General features: G+C 70.9%; 16 protein-coding genes and 1 pseudogene. 15 read left to right on the top strand and 2 right to left on the bottom strand.

The window, feature by feature from the left end; genetic code table 11:
• Positions 1–9: 9 nt before the first annotated feature.
• Both B9S57_RS07485 and B9S57_RS07480 read right to left on the bottom strand, forming a co-directional pair.
• Positions 10–1,680: a hypothetical protein gene (locus B9S57_RS07485; RefSeq protein WP_103514741.1), complete on the bottom strand. Its 1,671-nt coding sequence runs from the start codon at positions 1,678–1,680 to the stop codon at positions 10–12.
• A gap of 157 nt (positions 1,681–1,837) precedes the next feature.
• Positions 1,838–4,063 carry an elongation factor G-like protein EF-G2 gene (locus B9S57_RS07480; RefSeq protein WP_103514740.1) on the bottom strand — a complete coding sequence of 742 codons (2,226 nt, stop codon included), beginning with the start codon at positions 4,061–4,063 and terminating at the stop codon, positions 1,838–1,840.
• Positions 4,064–4,342: 279 nt separating this feature from the next.
• Here B9S57_RS07480 and pgsA point away from each other — a divergent pair, with 279 nt between their 5' ends.
• The 15 genes and pseudogenes from pgsA to B9S57_RS34860 all read left to right on the top strand — a co-directional run.
• A complete protein-coding gene (gene pgsA / locus B9S57_RS07475) occupies positions 4,343–5,026 on the top strand; it encodes a phosphatidylinositol phosphate synthase (protein WP_103514770.1) in 684 nt (227 codons plus the stop codon).
• Positions 5,023–5,946 (top strand): phosphatidylinositol mannoside acyltransferase, encoded by a 924-nt coding sequence (locus B9S57_RS07470; protein ID WP_103514739.1) that lies wholly within the window; start codon positions 5,023–5,025, stop codon positions 5,944–5,946. The genes pgsA and B9S57_RS07470 overlap by 4 nt, the downstream gene beginning before the upstream one ends.
• Positions 5,943–7,103, top strand: coding sequence for a glycosyltransferase family 4 protein (locus tag B9S57_RS07465; protein WP_103514738.1), 1,161 nt, complete (start codon positions 5,943–5,945; stop codon positions 7,101–7,103). Before B9S57_RS07470 ends, B9S57_RS07465 begins: the two co-directional genes overlap by 4 nt.
• A 77-nt stretch (positions 7,104–7,180) precedes the next feature.
• A complete protein-coding gene (locus tag B9S57_RS07460; RefSeq protein WP_103514737.1) occupies positions 7,181–7,726 on the top strand; it encodes a hypothetical protein in 546 nt (181 codons plus the stop codon).
• Positions 7,727–7,848: 122 nt separating this feature from the next.
• Positions 7,849–8,769 (top strand): pyridoxal 5'-phosphate synthase lyase subunit PdxS, encoded by a 921-nt coding sequence (pdxS, locus tag B9S57_RS07455; RefSeq protein ID WP_103514736.1) that lies wholly within the window; start codon positions 7,849–7,851, stop codon positions 8,767–8,769.
• Positions 8,770–8,774: 5 nt separating this feature from the next.
• A complete protein-coding gene (gene pdxT / locus B9S57_RS07450; RefSeq protein ID WP_103514735.1) occupies positions 8,775–9,368 on the top strand; it encodes a pyridoxal 5'-phosphate synthase glutaminase subunit PdxT in 594 nt (197 codons plus the stop codon).
• A gap of 61 nt (positions 9,369–9,429) precedes the next feature.
• Positions 9,430–10,182 carry a YebC/PmpR family DNA-binding transcriptional regulator gene (locus tag B9S57_RS07445; RefSeq protein WP_031097698.1) on the top strand — a complete coding sequence of 251 codons (753 nt, stop codon included), beginning with the start codon at positions 9,430–9,432 and terminating at the stop codon, positions 10,180–10,182.
• Positions 10,183–10,301: 119 nt separating this feature from the next.
• Positions 10,302–10,835 (top strand): crossover junction endodeoxyribonuclease RuvC, encoded by a 534-nt coding sequence (gene ruvC / locus B9S57_RS07440; protein ID WP_103514734.1) that lies wholly within the window; start codon positions 10,302–10,304, stop codon positions 10,833–10,835.
• Positions 10,832–11,458 (top strand): Holliday junction branch migration protein RuvA, encoded by a 627-nt coding sequence (ruvA, locus tag B9S57_RS07435; protein ID WP_103514733.1) that lies wholly within the window; start codon positions 10,832–10,834, stop codon positions 11,456–11,458. The genes ruvC and ruvA overlap by 4 nt, the downstream gene beginning before the upstream one ends.
• A gap of 80 nt (positions 11,459–11,538) precedes the next feature.
• A complete protein-coding gene (gene ruvB / locus B9S57_RS07430) occupies positions 11,539–12,624 on the top strand; it encodes a Holliday junction branch migration DNA helicase RuvB (protein ID WP_103514732.1) in 1,086 nt (361 codons plus the stop codon).
• A gap of 169 nt (positions 12,625–12,793) precedes the next feature.
• Positions 12,794–13,270, top strand: coding sequence for a preprotein translocase subunit YajC (gene yajC / locus B9S57_RS07425; protein ID WP_103514731.1), 477 nt, complete (start codon positions 12,794–12,796; stop codon positions 13,268–13,270).
• 147 nt (positions 13,271–13,417) lie between these two features.
• Positions 13,418–15,172 (top strand): protein translocase subunit SecD, encoded by a 1,755-nt coding sequence (secD, locus tag B9S57_RS07420; RefSeq protein ID WP_103514730.1) that lies wholly within the window; start codon positions 13,418–13,420, stop codon positions 15,170–15,172.
• A 1-nt stretch (position 15,173) separates the two neighbouring features.
• The gene (secF, locus tag B9S57_RS07415; RefSeq protein ID WP_103514729.1) at positions 15,174–16,292 is read left to right on the top strand and encodes a protein translocase subunit SecF; all 1,119 of its coding nucleotides are present in this window, start codon (positions 15,174–15,176) and stop codon (positions 16,290–16,292) included.
• Positions 16,289–16,846: an adenine phosphoribosyltransferase gene (locus B9S57_RS07410; protein WP_103514728.1), complete on the top strand. Its 558-nt coding sequence runs from the start codon at positions 16,289–16,291 to the stop codon at positions 16,844–16,846. Before secF ends, B9S57_RS07410 begins: the two co-directional genes overlap by 4 nt.
• Positions 16,847–17,014: 168 nt before the next feature.
• Positions 17,015–17,200: pseudogene (locus B9S57_RS34860) on the top strand (hypothetical protein); the annotation flags it as partial.

Genomic DNA, 17,200 nt, shown 5'->3' with positions numbered 1-17,200 from the left:
CCGGAGGGCTCACGCGTCGTAGACGTCGGCCTTCCTCGGGGCGGGGTCCTGGACCAGGCCGCTGAGGATCATGGAGCGGTTGTCGAAGCGCTCGGTGTCCACGCCGTGCTCCTTGAGGACGCGCATCGTCGCGGCGTGGACCACGCGCAGGACCGGGGTGGCCGTCCGCATCGCGTCGTCCGCCATGAAGCGGTGGCCCCAGGGCTTGGCCGCCCACGCGTGCCGCAGGCCGAAGGGCTCGGGCAGGACGATCTTGCCGCCCAGGTAGTCCAGCAGCGGCGGGTACCAGGTGAACGGGGCGCGCAGGGCCAGCCTGACGACCTCGGTCGCCTTGATGAGGGGGAGCGTGACCTTGCGGGTCTCCCAGAACCTGACGGCCTTCTTGACCGTCTTGGTCGGGGCTTCCGGCTTGGTGAGGAAGAGCCCGTGGACCGGGCCCAGCGCGTGTCCGGTGACCTCGATCCGCAGCGTCTCGTGGAGCACGGTGACGGTGATCAGCATCGTGATCACCAGCTGGCCGTCCCAGAGGGTGAACTGGACGCCCAGGTAGTGACGGTTGCCGCTGCCGAACTGCTGGTGGTTGCAGATGCGCTGTATCTCGTGGGGCTTGATCTGGAAGGTGGCGACGTCCTCGCCCTCGGGCCGGGAGACGGAGTCCGCGTTCTCCCCGATGGGGGAGACGATCCAGTGCTTGACGGACGGCGTGGGGAAGCCGCCGGTGTTCAGCGGGCCGCGCTCCAGCATCTTCAGCTGGTCGTGGATGGCCCGGACGACGTCCCAGCTGCGGAACTGGTGGATCTCCCGGGCGGGGTCCTCCGGTGTGAGGTCCTCGGCGAGCTGCCAGCTTCCCCAGCGGGTGCCCATGCCCAGGATGCCCTTGGGGCCCGCGTAGAAGACGGCGTTGGACTGCTGCTCGGCGGAGAGTTTCTCCAGGCCCTGGCGCAGGGCCTCCCGGGCGGTCTCGTTGGGGTTCTTCGGCGCGGCCTCGGGGATCTTCGCGCTGACACCGATGCCGGAGAGGAGCCCGTCCCACCGGGCGCGCAGGTCCTTGACCGAGGTCTCCGCGATCCGTTTGGCCACCAGCCAGCCGATCAGCGGGGCGGCGGCGGCGGCGCGCAGGTAGAGGGCCGGGAGACCGGTGAGCGGCATGGCGATCAGGAAGAACGCCGCCGCTCCGCCGAGCACGACGAGCAGGAGGCCGCCCAGCGCCTGGAAGAACTTGTCCTTGGACCGGTTGAGGACGTCGCGCAGTCGGAAGGCGAGGACCCAGAGGATCAGGCCGGGCAGGAACGCGAAGCCGAAGACGACGGTGACCAGGGTCAGCTTCGTGTCACGCGCCTTGCGCAGCCGGGTCGCGGACAGGCAGTGCTCGACGACGGTCTGCGGGTCGGTGCCGAAGGACTGGATGAGCGCCTTGCGGTCGCCGCCGAGCGTGCGCTCCTGGACGGCACGGGCGAACGCCTCACCCAGATTCGGCTTGAAGTAGTCGGACTTGAACAGCTTGGACTCGCCCGGTTTCACCTCGGACTTGTGCCACTCGCTGTTGGCCTTGAGGATCTCCGTCACGTCGCTGTCGCGGTACGCGGCGGAGGCGAGGGCGTTGGTCGCCACCGCCTGTGCTCCCGCGCCCTGGAGCGGGATCTGCGCTCCGGGAGAGAAATCGAATCCGTCGTTGGCCACTGTCGCCCCCACTCGCCCGCACGGTCTGCTCCTGCGGCTGTTCCCAACTACCGTACGTCGCACACCTTCTGAGCTGGGCCCACAGCGTATCGTCCGCGCACGGCGCCCGCCCGCCGATCGGGCCGGGGCGCGGGCGGCAGGCACCAGATCCGGTCAGCTAGCTCCCCTTCGTGCCGGTTTCATGCGCTTCGCGGATGCGGTCGGCGCGTTGTGGGGGCATCGGCTCGTGCCGGGCGTACGCCCGGTCGAACCGTCCGGTGCCGTGCGTCAGGGAGCGGAGGTCGACCGTGTACCTGCCGATCTCGGTCTCCGGCACCTCGGCGCGTACGAGCGTGCGTTCACCACTCGCCTGTTCGGTGCCGACGATCCGCCCGCGCCGCCCCGCCAGGTCGCTCATGACCGCCCCCACATAGGCGTCGGGGACCAGCACACCGATCCGGGCCACGGGTTCGAGGAGCTGGACGCGGGTGTCCGCCGCGGCCTCGCGCAGTGCCAGCGCGCCCGCGGTCTGGAAGGCGGCGTCGGAGGAGTCCACCGCGTGCGACTTCCCGTCGAGCAAGGTCACGCGCACGTCCACGAGCGGGTTCCCGGAGGCGACACCGCGGGCCGCCTGGGCGCGCACGCCCTTCTCCACGGACGCGACGAACTGCCGTGGCACCGAGCCGCCGACCACCTGGTCGACGAACTCGATCCCCGCCCCGGCCGGCAGCGGCTCCACCTCGATCTCGCAGACGGCGTACTGGCCGTGGCCGCCGGACTGCTTGACGTGCCGGCCGCGCCCCACGCTCCGCGCGGCGAACGTCTCACGGAGCGGGACGCGATGGGGCTCGGCGTCGACCCGGACGCCGTACCTGCTGCGCAGATGCTCCAGCGCGACCTCGGCGTGCGCCTCGCCCATGCACCACAGGACGACCTGGCGGGTGTCCTGGTTCTGCTCCTGACGCATGGTGGGATCCTCGGCGACCAGGCGTGCCAGGCCCTGCGAGAGCTTGTCCTCGTCGGCCTTGCCATGGGCGCGGACCGCCAGGGGGAGCAGCGGGTCGGGCATGGTCCACGGCTCCATCAGCAGGGGGTCGCCGTCGCCCGAGAGGGTGTCGCCGGTCTCCGCCCCGCCCAGCCTGGAGACACAGGCCAGATCTCCCGCGACACAGTGGTCCACGGGCCGCTGCTGTCCGCCGAAGGGCGCGGAGAGGGCCCCGACGCGCACATCGGCCCCGTGGCAGGGACGATCCGCTCCGCCGGACCCGGCGAGACCGTGGCCGCACACGTGTACGGCGTCGTCGGGGCGCAGGGTGCCCGAGAAGACCCGGACGAGTGAGACCCGTCCGACATAGGGGTCGGACGAGGTCTTGACGACCTCGGCGACCAGGGGCGCCGCCGGATCGCAGACGGGAGCGGGGCGCGGGACGCCGTCCGGGGTGGTGACGGCGGGCAGCGCGCGTTCCCCGGGGGAGGGGAAGCCGCGGGTGATCAGGTCGAGGAGCTCCACGGTGCCGATGCCCTGCCGTGCGCCCTCGGCGGCGGGGGCGGCGGTGAGCACGGGGTGGAAGGACCCACGCGCCACAGCCCTCTCCAGGTCGCCGACGAGCGTGGTGACGTCGATCTCGTCGCCGGCGAGGTAGCGGTCCATGAGGGACTCGTCCTCGCTCTCGGCGATGATCCCCTCGATGAGCCGCGCACGGGCCTCCTGGAGCGGCCCCCGACGGCCGCCGGAGAGCGGTGCCTCCCGCCGTTCGCCCGAGGAGTGGTCGAAGACCCGCCCGCTGAGCAGGGCGGTGAGCCCGGTGAGCGGGGCGTGCCCGTCCGGGCCTGCGTGCCCCTGCACCGGGAGGTGGAGGGGAAGCACGGCGTCGGGGTCGCCGTTTCCGAAGATCCGGCCGCAGATCCGGGACATCTCCTCGAAGGGCGTACGTGCGGTGTCCAGGTGGGTGACCACGATGGCCCGCGGCATCCCGACGGCCGCGCACTCCTCCCAGAGGGAGCGGGTGGTCCCCGCCACGGTATCCGCCTCCTGGGCGGCCGAGACGACGAAGAGGGCCGCGTCCGCTGCCCGCAGACCGGCCCTGAGCTCCCCGACGAAGTCCGCGTGACCGGGGGTGTCCAGCAGGTTGATCTTGAAGCCGTCCCACTCGACGGGGACGACCGAGAGCTGTACGGACCGCCCTCGGCGCTGTTCGATCTCGTCGTGGTCGGAGACGGTCGCGCCGTCCTCGACCCGGCCGGCCCGGTTCAGCGCTCCGGCCGTCAGCGCGAGCGCCTCGACCAGGGTGGTCTTTCCCGAGCCGCTGTGGCCCACCAGCACCACGTTCCGCAGGGAAGCGGGCCGGTCGGCCGTCACCGCCCTGCCGGCGGCTCCGGTGTGCGTATGTGTCCTGTCGCCCATGATGCGTGCCTCCCGATCGGTGGCGCGGTGCCGCAAGAACTGGGGAGCGGATGCACGGGCACGGGGGAGCCGTCGCGGCGGCTTCTCGGACGCCCGCGGTCATTCGAGCTTTCCACTCGTGCCGGGAGCCGTCCATACGTCGCCCCCGGCCAGGCATGACTTCCCCGGGACATCCGGTGGGACGGGGTGCCCCGCCGTTGCCGGGCACGGCTGGTGACTACGATGGGCCAGCCGGTGGCCGAAGGGGCCGCGCGGCGCCCACCGAACCTCGGGAAGGCCATGCTGAACAAGTACGCGCGTGCATTTTTTACGCGTGTCCTCACACCGTTCGCCGCTCTGCTGCTCCGCCTCGGGGTCAGCCCCGACGCGGTCACCCTCGTCGGCACGGCCGGAGTGATGGCAGGTGCGCTGGTCTTCTTCCCGATGGGGGAGTTCTTCTGGGGCACGATCGTGATCACGGTCTTCGTCTTCTCGGACCTGGTCGACGGCAACATGGCCCGGCAGGCCGGGATCTCCAGCCGGTGGGGCGCGTTCCTCGACTCGACCCTCGACCGGGTGGCGGACGGGGCGATCTTCGCCGGCTTCGCGCTCTGGTACGCGGGCAGCGGTGACGACAACGTGCTCTGCGCGGTCGCGATCTTCTGCCTGGCCAGCGGCCAGGTGGTCTCGTACACGAAGGCGCGGGGCGAGTCGATCGGCCTGCCCGTCGCGGTGAACGGACTCGTGGAACGCGCCGAGCGGCTCGTGATCTCGCTGGTCGCCGCGGGCCTCGCCGGGCTGCACGGCTTCGGCGTGCCGGGCATCCAGATCCTGCTGCCCATCGCGCTCTGGATCGTCGCCGCGGGCAGCCTGGTCACGCTGGTCCAGCGGGTGGTGACCGTACGCAGGGAGTCCGCCGAGGCCGACGCCGCCGCGGTGGCCCAGGGCGGGACGGCGGAACAGGGGAGCGAGGCCGCGCAGTGAGCGGCACCGGATCCGACCTGAGGGGACGGTTGACCGACGGGCTCTACGGCCTGGGCTGGGGAGCGGTCAAGAAGCTTCCCGAGCGGGCGGCCGCCACGCTCTTCCGCACCCTGGCCGACCAGGTGTGGAAGCGGCGCGGGAAGTCCGTCCTGCGCCTGGAGTCGAACCTCGCCCGGGTGGTGCCGCACGCGGACGCGGCCCGGCTCGCCGAGCTCTCGAAGGCCGGCATGCGCTCGTACATGCGCTACTGGATGGAGTCCTTCCGGCTGCCGACCTGGAGCCCGGAGCGCATCAAGGCGTCCATCGACGTCCGTGACGCCCACCGGCTCACGGAGGGCATGGACACCGGCCGGGGCGTCATCCTCGCCCTGCCACACCTGGGGAACTGGGACCTCGCGGGCGCGTGGGTCACCACGGACCTCAAGGTGCCGTTCACGACCGTCGCCGAGCGGCTCAGGCCCGAGACCCTCTACGACCGCTTCGTGGCCTACCGCCAGGGCCTGGGCATGGAGGTCCTGCCGCACAACGGCGGCGCCGCGTTCGGGACCTTGGCCCGGCGGCTGCGCGCCGGCGGCCTGGTCTGCCTCGTCGCCGACCGCGATCTGTCGGCCTCCGGCGTCGAGGTGGACTTCTTCGGCGACACCGCCCGCATGCCCGCAGGACCGGCCCTGCTCGCCCAGCAGACCGGTGCCCTGCTGCTGCCCGTCACCCTCTGGTACGACGGCACGCCCGTCATGGGGGCACAGGTCCATCCGCCCGTCCCCGTACCGGAGACGGGCAGCCGCACCGAGAAGACGTCCTCCATGACACAGGCGCTGGCCGACGCCTTCGCCACCGGGATCGCCGAGCATCCGGAGGACTGGCACATGCTGCAGCGGCTCTGGCTCTCCGATCTGGACCCCCAGGGGGAATCTCCGTGAAGATCGGCATCGTCTGCCCGTACTCCTGGGACGTTCCGGGCGGGGTGCAGTTCCACATCCGCGACCTGGCCGAACACCTGATCCGCCTCGGCCACGACGTCTCCGTGCTCGCACCGGCCGACGACGAGACACCGCTCCCGCCGTACGTCGTGTCCGCCGGCCGGGCCGTGCCCGTCCCGTACAACGGATCGGTCGCCCGGCTGAACTTCGGGTTCCTCTCCGCCGCACGCGTCCGGCGCTGGCTGAACGAGGGCACCTTCGACGTCATCCACATCCACGAGCCCACCTCGCCCTCACTGGGCCTGCTCACCTGCTGGGCCGCGCAGGGACCGATCGTCGCCACGTTCCACACGTCCAATCCCCGCTCCCGTGCCATGATCGCGGCCTACCCGATCCTCCAGCCGGCGCTGGAGAAGATCAGCGCGCGCATCGCGGTGAGCGAGTACGCCCGCCGGACCCTGGTCGAGCACCTCGGCGGGGACGCCGTGGTCATCCCCAACGGCGTCGACGTCGACTTCTTCGCCCGCGCCGAACCCAGGGCCGAGTGGCAGGGCGGGACGCTCGGCTTCATAGGGCGCATCGACGAGCCCCGCAAGGGGCTTCCCGTCCTGATGAAGGCGCTGCCCGCGATCCTGGCCGCCCGCCCGGAGACCAGACTGCTGGTCGCGGGGCGCGGCGACGAGGAGGAGGCCGTCGCCTCGCTGCCCGAGGAGATGCGCGCACGCGTCGAATTCCTCGGCATGGTGAGCGACGAGGACAAGGCGCGGCTTCTGCGCAGCGTCGACGTGTACGTCGCGCCGAACACCGGCGGCGAGAGCTTCGGCATCATCCTGGTCGAGGCGCTGTCGGCGGGAGCACCGGTCCTCGCAAGCGACCTGGACGCGTTCACGCAGGTACTCGACCAGGGGGCCGCGGGCGACCTCTTCGCCAACGAGGACGCCGACGCGCTCGCCGCGGCGGCGATCCGGCTCCTCGGCGACCCGGAGCGGCGTGAGGGGCTGAGCGAGCGGGGCAGCGCGCACGTACGCCGCTTCGACTGGACGACGGTCGGCGCGGACATCCTCGCCGTGTACGAGACGGTCACGGACGGCGCCGCGGCCGTGGACACCGACGAACGCACGGGTCTGCGCGCCCGCTTCGGACTCGCCAGGGACTGAGGCGCCCCGCGGTACGCCCGTTCGAAGGGCGTACCGGCGGGCCCGGCGCGCTCCCACCGACGGTAGCCTTGCCGCCCGTGATCGAAATCCTCGTCTGGACCGTCGTCGCGCTCTTCGCGATCGGCCTGTATCTCAGCTGGACCGCCGGGCGGCTCGACCGGCTCCACGCCCGTATCGACGCGGCCCGCGCGGCGCTCGACGCCCAGTTGCTGCGCCGCGCCTCGGTCACCCAGGAACTGGCCACCTCCGGTGTCCTGGACCCCGCCGCCTCGATCGTGCTCTACGAGGCCGCGCACGCGGCGCGGCAGTCGGAGGAGGAGCAGCGTGAGGTCGCCGAGAGCGAGCTGAGCACTGCCCTGCGGGCCGTGTTCGGCGAGGCCGCGCAGGTCGAGGTGGTGAAGGAGGTCCCGGGCGGCGAGGACGCGGCGAAGGAACTGGCCGCCGCCGTGCGCCGCGTACCGATGGCCCGGCGCTTCCACAACGACACGGTGCGCGCCGCCCGCGCGCTGCGCCGGCACCGGACGGTGCGGCTGTTCCGGCTCGCGGGGCACGCCCCGTTCCCCCTGGCGTTCGAGATGGACGACGCGCCGCCGGTCGCTCTGGCGGACCGGCCCGGCAGCTGAGTAGGGGCGCGGGGCACAGAACGATCCACGGGGTGTTCATTGGCCCTTGCTGTGGACCGCTCCCGGGGCGTTTGCTCAGGTCTGCAGCATCCAGTGTCTTTTCACCCCAGTGAGGTCGATCCGTGTCCACGCTTCCCAGCACCCCGCAGTCCACCGAGGCCCCGGCCACCGGCACCGCCCGCGTCAAGCGCGGCATGGCCGAGCAGCTCAAGGGCGGCGTGATCATGGACGTCGTCAACGCCGAGCAGGCGAAGATCGCCGAGGACGCGGGCGCCGTGGCCGTCATGGCCCTGGAGCGGGTGCCGGCCGACATCCGCAAGGACGGCGGCGTGGCCCGGATGTCCGACCCCAACATGATCGAGGAGATCATCGAGGCCGTCTCCATCCCCGTCATGGCCAAGTCCCGCATCGGCCACTTCGTCGAGGCCCAGGTGCTCCAGTCCCTCGGCGTCGACTACATCGACGAGTCCGAGGTCCTCACCCCGGCCGACGAGGTCAACCACAGCGACAAGTTCGCCTTCACCACCCCCTTCGTCTGTGGCGCCACCAACCTGGGCGAGGCCCTGCGCCGTATCGCCGAGGGCGCCGCGATGATCCGCTCGAAGGGCGAGGCCGGAACGGGCAACGTCGTCGAGGCCGTCCGTCACCTGCGCCAGATCAAGAACGAGATCGCCCGGCTGCGCGGCTACGACAACAACGAGCTGTACGCCGCCGCCAAGGAGCTCCGCGCCCCCTACGAGCTGGTCAAGGAGGTCTCCGAACTCGGCAGGCTGCCCGTCGTCCTGTTCTCGGCCGGCGGCGTCGCGACCCCCGCGGACGCGGCTCTGATGCGCCAGCTCGGCGCCGAGGGCGTCTTCGTCGGCTCCGGCATCTTCAAGTCGGGCGACCCGGCCAAGCGCGCCGCCGCCATCGTGAAGGCCACCACCTTCTACGACGACCCGAAGATCATCGCGGACGCCTCGCGCAACCTGGGCGAGGCCATGGTCGGCATCAACTGCGACACGCTCCCCGAGGGCGAGCGCTACGCCAACCGCGGCTGGTAGTCCCGATGACCGACACGCCTGTCATCGGAGTCCTGGCTCTCCAGGGCGACGTACGGGAACACCTGATCGCCCTGGCCTCGGCGGACGCCGTGGCCAGGCCGGTCCGGCGGCCCGAGGAGCTCGCCGAGGTCGACGGGCTCGTCATCCCCGGTGGCGAGTCCACCACGATGTCCAAGCTGGCCGCGCTCTTCGGCATGCTCGAACCGCTGCGCGAGCGTATCGCCGCCGGGATGCCGGTCTACGGCACCTGCGCCGGAATGATCCTGCTCGCCGACAAGATCCTCGACCCGCGCTCCGGCCAGGAGACGGTCGGAGGCATCGACATGATCGTGCGCCGAAACGCCTTCGGGCGGCAGAACGAGTCCTTCGAGGCGGCCGTCGAGGTCGAGGGCGTACCCGGCGGACCCGTCGAGGGAGTCTTCATCCGGGCCCCCTGGGTCGAGTCGGTCGGCGCGAGCGCGGAGGTCGTCGCGGTGCACGGCGGCCATATCGTGGCCGTACGCCAGGGAAACGCCTTGGCCACGTCGTTCCACCCAGAGCTGACCGGGGACCACCGGGTGCACGCGCTCTTCACCGACATGGTGCGCGCCGTGGGCTGATCCGATCCCGGTAGGATCTCTCGGGTTCGGATCGATTTTGGTGACGCGAAGGAGAAGGCAGATGTCCGGCCACTCTAAATGGGCTACGACGAAGCACAAGAAGGCCGTGATCGACGCCAAGCGCGGCAAGCTCTTCGCGAAGATGATCAAGAACATCGAGGTCGCGGCCCGCACGGGCGGCGCCGACGTGTCCGGCAACCCGACCCTCTTCGACGCCATCCAGAAGGCCAAGAAGAGCTCCGTCCCGAACAAGAACATCGACTCGGCGGTCAAGCGCGGCGCCGGCCTCGAGGCCGGTGGCGCCGACTACGAGACGATCATGTACGAGGGTTACGGCCCGAACGGCGTCGCGGTGCTCATCGAGTGCCTGACCGACAACCGCAACCGTGCCGCCTCCGACGTCCGTGTCGCCATGACCCGCAACGGCGGATCGATGGCGGACCCGGGCTCGGTCTCGTACCTGTTCAACCGCAAGGGTGTCGTGATCGTCCCCAAGGGTGAGCTGTCCGAGGACGACGTCCTCGGTGCGGTGCTCGACGCGGGTGCCGAGGAGGTCAACGACCTCGGTGACACGTTCGAGGTGCTCAGCGAGGCCACCGACATGGTCGCGGTCCGCACCGCGCTGCAGGACGCCGGTATCGACTACGACTCGGCCGAGGCCAACTTCGTCCCGACCATGCAGGTCGAGCTGGAGGAAGAGGGCGCGCGGAAGATCTTCAAGCTGATCGACGCGCTGGAGGACAGCGACGACGTGCAGAACGTCTTCGCCAACTTCGACGTCTCCGACGAGGTCATGGAGAAGGTCGACGCCTGAGGCGACGGCACGCGGTACGCCGACGGGCCGACGGGACACACCCCGTCGGCCCGTCGCATTGTCAGCGGTAGCCGATAGCCTGCGGGAACAGATGACCGAGCGGCGGAGGGGGCTCACTCATGCGGGTGCTGGGCGTGGACCCGGGGCTGACCCGGTGCGGTGTCGGAGTCGTCGAGGGAGTCGCCGGCCGGCCGCTCACCATGATCGGCGTCGGCGTCGTGCGGACCCCTTCCGACGCGGAGCTCGGCCACCGGCTCCTCGCCATCGAGCAGGGCATCGAGCGGTGGCTCGACGAGCACCGGCCCGAATACGTCGCGGTGGAGCGGGTGTTCGCCCAGCACAACGTACGCACGGTGATGGGCACCGCGCAGGCCAGCGCCGTCGCCATGCTCTGCGCCTCCCGCCGGGGCATCCCCGTCGCCCTCCACACCCCCAGCGAGGTCAAGGCCGCCGTCACCGGGTCCGGGCGCGCGGACAAGGCCCAGGTCGGGGCGATGGTGACCCGGCTGCTGCGGCTCGACGCGCCGCCGAAACCCGCCGACGCCGCAGACGCCCTCGCCCTCGCCATCTGCCACATCTGGCGCGCACCCGCGCAGAACCGACTGCAGCAGGCCGTCGCCGCCCACCGCACGCTGAAAGGCCGTACCGCATGATCGCCTTCGTCTCCGGCCCGGTGGCCGCCCTCGCCCCGGCCACGGCCGTGATCGAGGTCGGCGGCATCGGCATGGCCGTCCAGTGCACCCCGGACACCCTCGCCGGTCTGCGGATCGGCAAGGAGGCCAGACTCGCCACCTCCCTGATCGTCCGTGAGGACTCGCTCACCCTCTACGGCTTCGCCGACGACGACGAGCGGCAGGTCTTCGAGCTGCTCCAGACCGCCAGCGGCGTGGGCCCCCGGCTCGCCCAGGCCATGCTGGCCACCCACAGCCCGGACGCCCTGCGCATCGCCGTCGCCACCGGCGACGAGAAGGCGCTCACCGCGGTGTCCGGCATCGGCAAGAAGGGCGCCCAGAAGCTCCTCCTCGAGCTCAAGGACCGGCTCGGCGAACCGGTCGGCGCGCACATCGGCCAGCAGGCCATCGGCACCGCGGTCAGCACCTCCTGGCGGGACCAGCTGCAGGCCGCCCTGATCGGCCTCGGCTATGCCACCCGCGAGGCCGACGAGGCGGTGAGCGCCGTGGCACCGCAGGCCGAGGCCGCGATCGCCGACGGCGGCCAGGCCCCCGTGCCGCAGCTCCTGCGCGCGGCCCTGCAGACACTCAACCGCGCACGCTGACCCCGGGGCCCCACGCCCCCGTACGCCGTCCGGAACACCGCACGGACCGGCACCGAAACACCCGAGGCGGGACTGACGAGATGAACTGGGACGAGACCGGGACCGACACCGGCGACCTCGAGGACGAGCGGCTGGACGACCGCCTCGTCGACGCGGGCGCCGACGGCGAGGACACCGCCGTCGAGGCCGCCCTGCGCCCGAAGGACCTGCATGAATTCGTCGGCCAGGAGAAGGTCCGCGAACAGCTCGACCTGGTGCTCAAGGCCGCCCGCGCCCGGGGCGCCACCGCCGACCACGTCCTGCTCTCCGGCGCCCCCGGCCTCGGCAAGACGACCCTCTCCATGATCATCGCGGCGGAGATGGGAGCGCCGATCCGCATCACCTCGGGCCCCGCGATCCAGCACGCCGGAGACCTCGCGGCGATCCTCTCGTCCCTCCAGGAGGGTGAAGTCCTCTTCCTCGACGAGATCCACCGCATGTCGCGGCCCGCCGAGGAGATGCTCTACATGGCGATGGAGGACTTCCGCGTCGACGTCATCGTCGGCAAGGGCCCCGGCGCCACGGCCATCCCCCTGGAGCTCCCACCGTTCACCCTGGTCGGAGCCACCACCAGGGCCGGGCTGCTGCCGCCCCCGCTGCGCGACCGCTTCGGCTTCACCGGGCACATGGAGTTCTACGCCCCCACCGAGCTGGAGCGGGTCATCCACCGCTCCGCCGGCCTGCTCGACGTGGCCATAGACACAGCCGGGGCGGCCGAGATCGCCGGACGCTCCCGGGGCACGCCCCGTATCGCCAACCGTCTGCTGCGCCGTGTCCGTGACTACGCCCAGGTCAAGGCCGAGGGCCGGATCGACAGGGACATCGCCGCCGCCGCCCTGCGCGTCTACGAGGTCGACGCCCGCGGGCTCGACCGGCTGGACCGCGCGGTGCTCGGCGCCCTGCTGAAGCTCTTCGGCGGCGGCCCCGTCGGCCTCTCCACCCTCGCGGTCGCCGTGGGGGAGGAGCGCGAGACGGTCGAGGAGGTCGCCGAGCCCTTCCTCGTGCGGGAGGGCCTGCTCGCGAGGACGCCGCGGGGCAGGGTCGCCACCCCCGCCGCCTGGGCGCACCTCGGACTGGTGCCTCCGCAGCACGGCGTAAAGGGACAACAGGGCCTCTTCGGGGCGTGACGAAGGACGGGTTGGCCAGCAGGGGAACGTCGGTGCCATGCTGGACGTTGTTCCAACGATGCGGACTCGCTTAGACTCCGCCGATGCCGCCCTTACAGGGTCGGTGTACCCACCCCCGTAGACCAGGCCTCGTGAATCCCGCGTGGTCGTGCGAAGGAAGTTCCGTCCCGTGAGTCTCGTGACCCTCCTCCCCTTCATCGTGCTCATCGGGGCCATGTTCCTGATGACCCGGTCCGCCAAGAAGAAGCAGCAGGCGGCTGCGCAGATGCGCAACGACATGCAGCCCGGCACCGGCGTCAGGACGATCGGGGGCATGTACGCCACCGTCAAGGAGATCCAGGACGACACGGTCATCCTCGAGGTCGCGCCCGGCGTCCACGCCGTCTACGCCAAGAACTCCATCGGCGCGGTCCTGGACGACGCGGAGTACAACCGCATCGTCCACGGCGACGAGGAGCTCGTGGGCGACGACACGGTCGTGCCCGACGACGCCTCCTCGCTCACCGAGGGTGACTCGGCGGACGACGATGGCGCGAAGATCGACCTGGGCAAGAAGGCCGAGGACGACGTCGAGACCGAGGGCTCCGAGGTCAAGGCCTCCGAGGCCAAGGACGCCAAGGCCGACGGCGAGGGCGACGCGAAGTAGTTCCACGACCCAGAGACGCCGGACACCCGTGGGTGTCCGGCGTCTCACGGGCCGTGCGGTCTTCTGCGGGGGCGGGTCCCCACAACACTTCGTGGCCGCTCGGGCGCGTACCCGGCGCGGGGCGGTTGGACAGGGAGAAACGAAAAGGTGGCAGCACCGAAGAAAGGCCGGGGCTCAGCCGGTGGACAGGGCAGGCCGGGCCGTGCCCTGGCACTGATCCTGATCGCCATGGTCGCCCTGACCGGCGGGATGTTCCTGTCCGGTCACACCACGCCCCGGCTCGGCATCGACCTGGCCGGCGGCACATCGATCACGCTCAAGGCGAAGAGCCAGCCCGGCAAGCCTGACGCGATCAACGAGACCAACATGAACACCGCGGTCAGCATCATCGAACGCCGTGTCAATGGTCTGGGTGTCTCCGAGGCCGAGGTTCAGACCCAGGGCGCATCGAACATCATCGTCAACATCCCCAAGGGGACGAATTCGAAGCAGGCCCGGGAGCAGGTCGGCACGACCGCGCAGCTCTACTTCCGGCCCGTGCTCACCGTCACCGACGGCGGGCCGACGCCCGAAGGGTCTCCGAGTCCGTCCGCGAGCGGGTCCGGGAAGCCGAGCGCCACGCCCAGTGCGAAGGCGAGCGACCCGGAGACCGCCTCGGACCCGAAGACGACGCCTTCGGCGAGTGCCACCACCCAGGGCCGTGCCGTCACCGACGCCCTGAAGGACGCCACGCCGAAGCCCACCACCTCGGGCGACGCGGACGCGTCGAAGACCCCGGCGGCGACCGGGACGCCCGACCCCGCCACCGCGGCGCTCGAGAAGAAGTTCACCTCGCTGGACTGTTCCGACAAGGCCGCCCGTGCCAAGGCCGGCGACGGCGTCAAGCCCGAGGACCCCACGGTGGCGTGCAGCTCCGAGGGTGACGCCAAGTACCTCCTCGGCCCGGCCGAGGTCTCCGGTACGGACGTCGACGACGCGAAGGCCCAGTTCGACCAGCAGCGCGGCATCTGGCTCGTCTCCATGGAGTTCACCGACAAGGGCTCCAAGAAGTTCCAGACGATCACCAAGAAGCTGTCGGCGCAGCAGTCGCCGCAGAACCAGTTCGCGATCTCCCTCGACGGAGAGGTCGTCTCCGCACCCCAGGTGAACCAGACGCTCAGCGGCAGCGCCGAGATCTCCGGCAGCTTCACCCAGCAGTCCGCGGAGGACCTGGCCAACGTCCTGTCCTACGGTGCGCTCCCCCTGTCCTTCAGCGAGGACACGGTCACCACCGTCACCGCCGCCCTCGGCGGCGAGCAGCTGGAGGCCGGTCTCATCGCCGGCGCCATCGGCCTCGCCCTGGTCGTCATCTACCTGGTGGCCTACTACCGCGGCCTGGCGCTCATCGCGCTCCTCAGCCTGCTGGTCTCCGGCATCCTGACGTACACGATCATGGCCCTGCTCGGCCCGGCCATCGGCTTCGCGCTGAACCTCCCGGCCGTCTGCGGTGCCATCGTGGCGATCGGTATCACCGCGGACTCGTTCATCGTCTACTTCGAACGCATCCGGGACGAGATCCGTGAGGGCCGCACCCTCCGTCCGGCCGTCGAGCGCGCCTGGCCCAGGGCCCGTCGCACCATCCTCGTCTCGGACTTCGTGTCGTTCCTCGCCGCGGCCGTGCTCTTCCTCGTCACCGTCGGCAAGGTCCAGGGCTTCGCGTTCACGCTGGGTCTCACCACCCTGCTCGACGTCGTCGTGGTCTTCCTGTTCACCAAGCCCGTCATGACGCTGATGGCCCGCACGAAGTTCTTCGCCAGCGGTCACCCGTGGTCCGGCCTGGACCCGGAGCGGCTCGGCGCCAAGCCTCCACTGCGCCGCTCCCGCCGCGTCAACGCCCGTACCGACCACCCGAAGGAGGCGTGAGATGTCGCGACTCGGCAATCTCGGCGCCCGGCTCTACCGTGGCGAGGTCGGTTACGACTTCATCGGCAAGCGCAAGATCTGGTACGGCGTCTCGATCCTGATCACCATCACGGCCATCCTCGGCCTGGCGGTCAGCGGCCTGAACATGGGCATCGAGTTCAAGGGCGGTGCCGTCTTCACGACCGACACCAAGGCGAAGGTGTCCGTCTCCCAGGCCCACGAGGACGCGGTCGAGGCCTCCGGCCACGAGGCGATCGTCCAGGAGCTCGGCAACGGCGGGCTCCGGATCCAGATCACCGAGGTCGACACCGCCAAGGCCGACCAGATCAAGACCCAGCTCTCCGAGGACCTCGGCATCCCCGAGGCGAAGATCAACGCGGACCTCGTCGGCCCCAGCTGGGGCGAGCAGATCGCCAACAAGGCCTGGGCGGGCCTCGGCATCTTCATGGTCCTCGTCGTGATCTACCTGGCCATCGCCTTCGAGTGGCGGATGGCCATCGCCGCGCTCGTCGCGCTGATCCACGACATCACCATCACCGTCGGTGTCTACGCCCTCGTGGGCTTCGAGGTCACCCCGGGCACCGTGATCGGTCTGCTGACCATCCTCGGTTACTCCCTCTACGACACGGTCGTCGTCTTCGACAGCCTCAAGGAGGGCACGAAGGGGATCACCAAGCAGACCCGCTGGACCTACAGCGAGATCGCCAACCGCTCCATCAACGGCACGCTGGTGCGCTCCATCAACACCACTGTCGTCGCGCTGCTGCCGGTCGCCGGTCTGCTGTTCATCGGTGGCGGTGTCCTCGGCGCCGGCATGCTGAACGACATCTCGCTGTCTCTCTTCGTCGGTCTCGCCGCCGGTGCGTACTCCTCGATCTTCATCGCCACCCCGCTGGTCGCCGACCTCAAGGAACGCGAGCCGCAGATAAAGGCACTGAAGAAGCGGATCCTCGCCAAGCGCGCCGCGGCAGCGGCCAAGGGCGAGTCCGCCGAGGACGAGCGTGACGACCGTGCCGACGACCTTGACCAGGACGGCGAGACCGCCGGTGCCGGCGGTGCCGTCGTCGGTCAGCGCCGGCAGCCCGGGGGTCACGGCCGGACTCCGAGGAACCGCCGATGACCAGCACGGACATCGACGACACGACCCGGGGGCTGCTGCTCAGCCGGATCCGTGACGTACCGGACTATCCGAAGCCCGGGGTGCTGTTCAAGGACATCACCCCGCTGCTCGCCGACCCGGTGGCGTTCTCCGCGCTCACGGACTGGTTCGCGGAGCTGTGCGTACGCCACGGGGCCACGAAGATCGTCGGCCTGGAGGCCCGCGGTTTCATCCTGGCCGCGCCGGTCTCGGTCCGGGCAGGGATCGGGTTCGTGCCCGTGCGCAAGGCCGGGAAGCTGCCCGGTGCCACGCTCGGGCAGGCGTACGAGCTGGAGTACGGCACCGCGGAGATCGAGATCCACGCCGAGGACCTGTCCGTCGACGACCGCGTCATGGTCATCGACGACGTCCTCGCCACCGGTGGCACCGCGGAGGCCTCGCTGGAGCTGATCCGGCGGGCCGGTGCCCAGGTCGCCGGGGTCTCGGTCCTCATGGAGCTCGGCTTCCTCGCCGGCCGCGGACGCCTGGAGACAGGGCTGCGGGATGCCCCGCTGGAGGCTCTGATCACCCTCTGACCTGCACCGCGCGGCTCTGGCGCGCGTAGGGACGTACAGGACGGGTACCCGGGAACATCCGGGTGCCCGTCCCGTGTTGTGAGGGGTTCCGCAGTCCCCGGGCGAGGACCTGCCCAGGGCTCGATACCATGGGCTTTCCGGTAGCCCGGATCCGCACGAGGAGCGCTCTTGCCAGACGAGGCCCAGCCAGTCGCCGCCCCGCAGCCCGAAAGGCCTGAGGCGGCCTCCGCCACGCCCGGGAAGGCGCAGCCCGGCACGGGCGGCGAGCCCGGGGGCGCAGGCGAGCACACGCAGGGCCCCGCCCAGGCTCAGGACCCGCAGGCCCCCGCCAGCCGGGCGAAGCCTGCCCCGCCG

Origin of the sequence: Streptomyces sp. SM10 (assembly GCF_002910915.1) — a bacterium.
Classification (GTDB): domain Bacteria; phylum Actinomycetota; class Actinomycetes; order Streptomycetales; family Streptomycetaceae; genus Streptomyces.
This window is presented reverse-complemented; position numbering and strand designations above follow the sequence as displayed.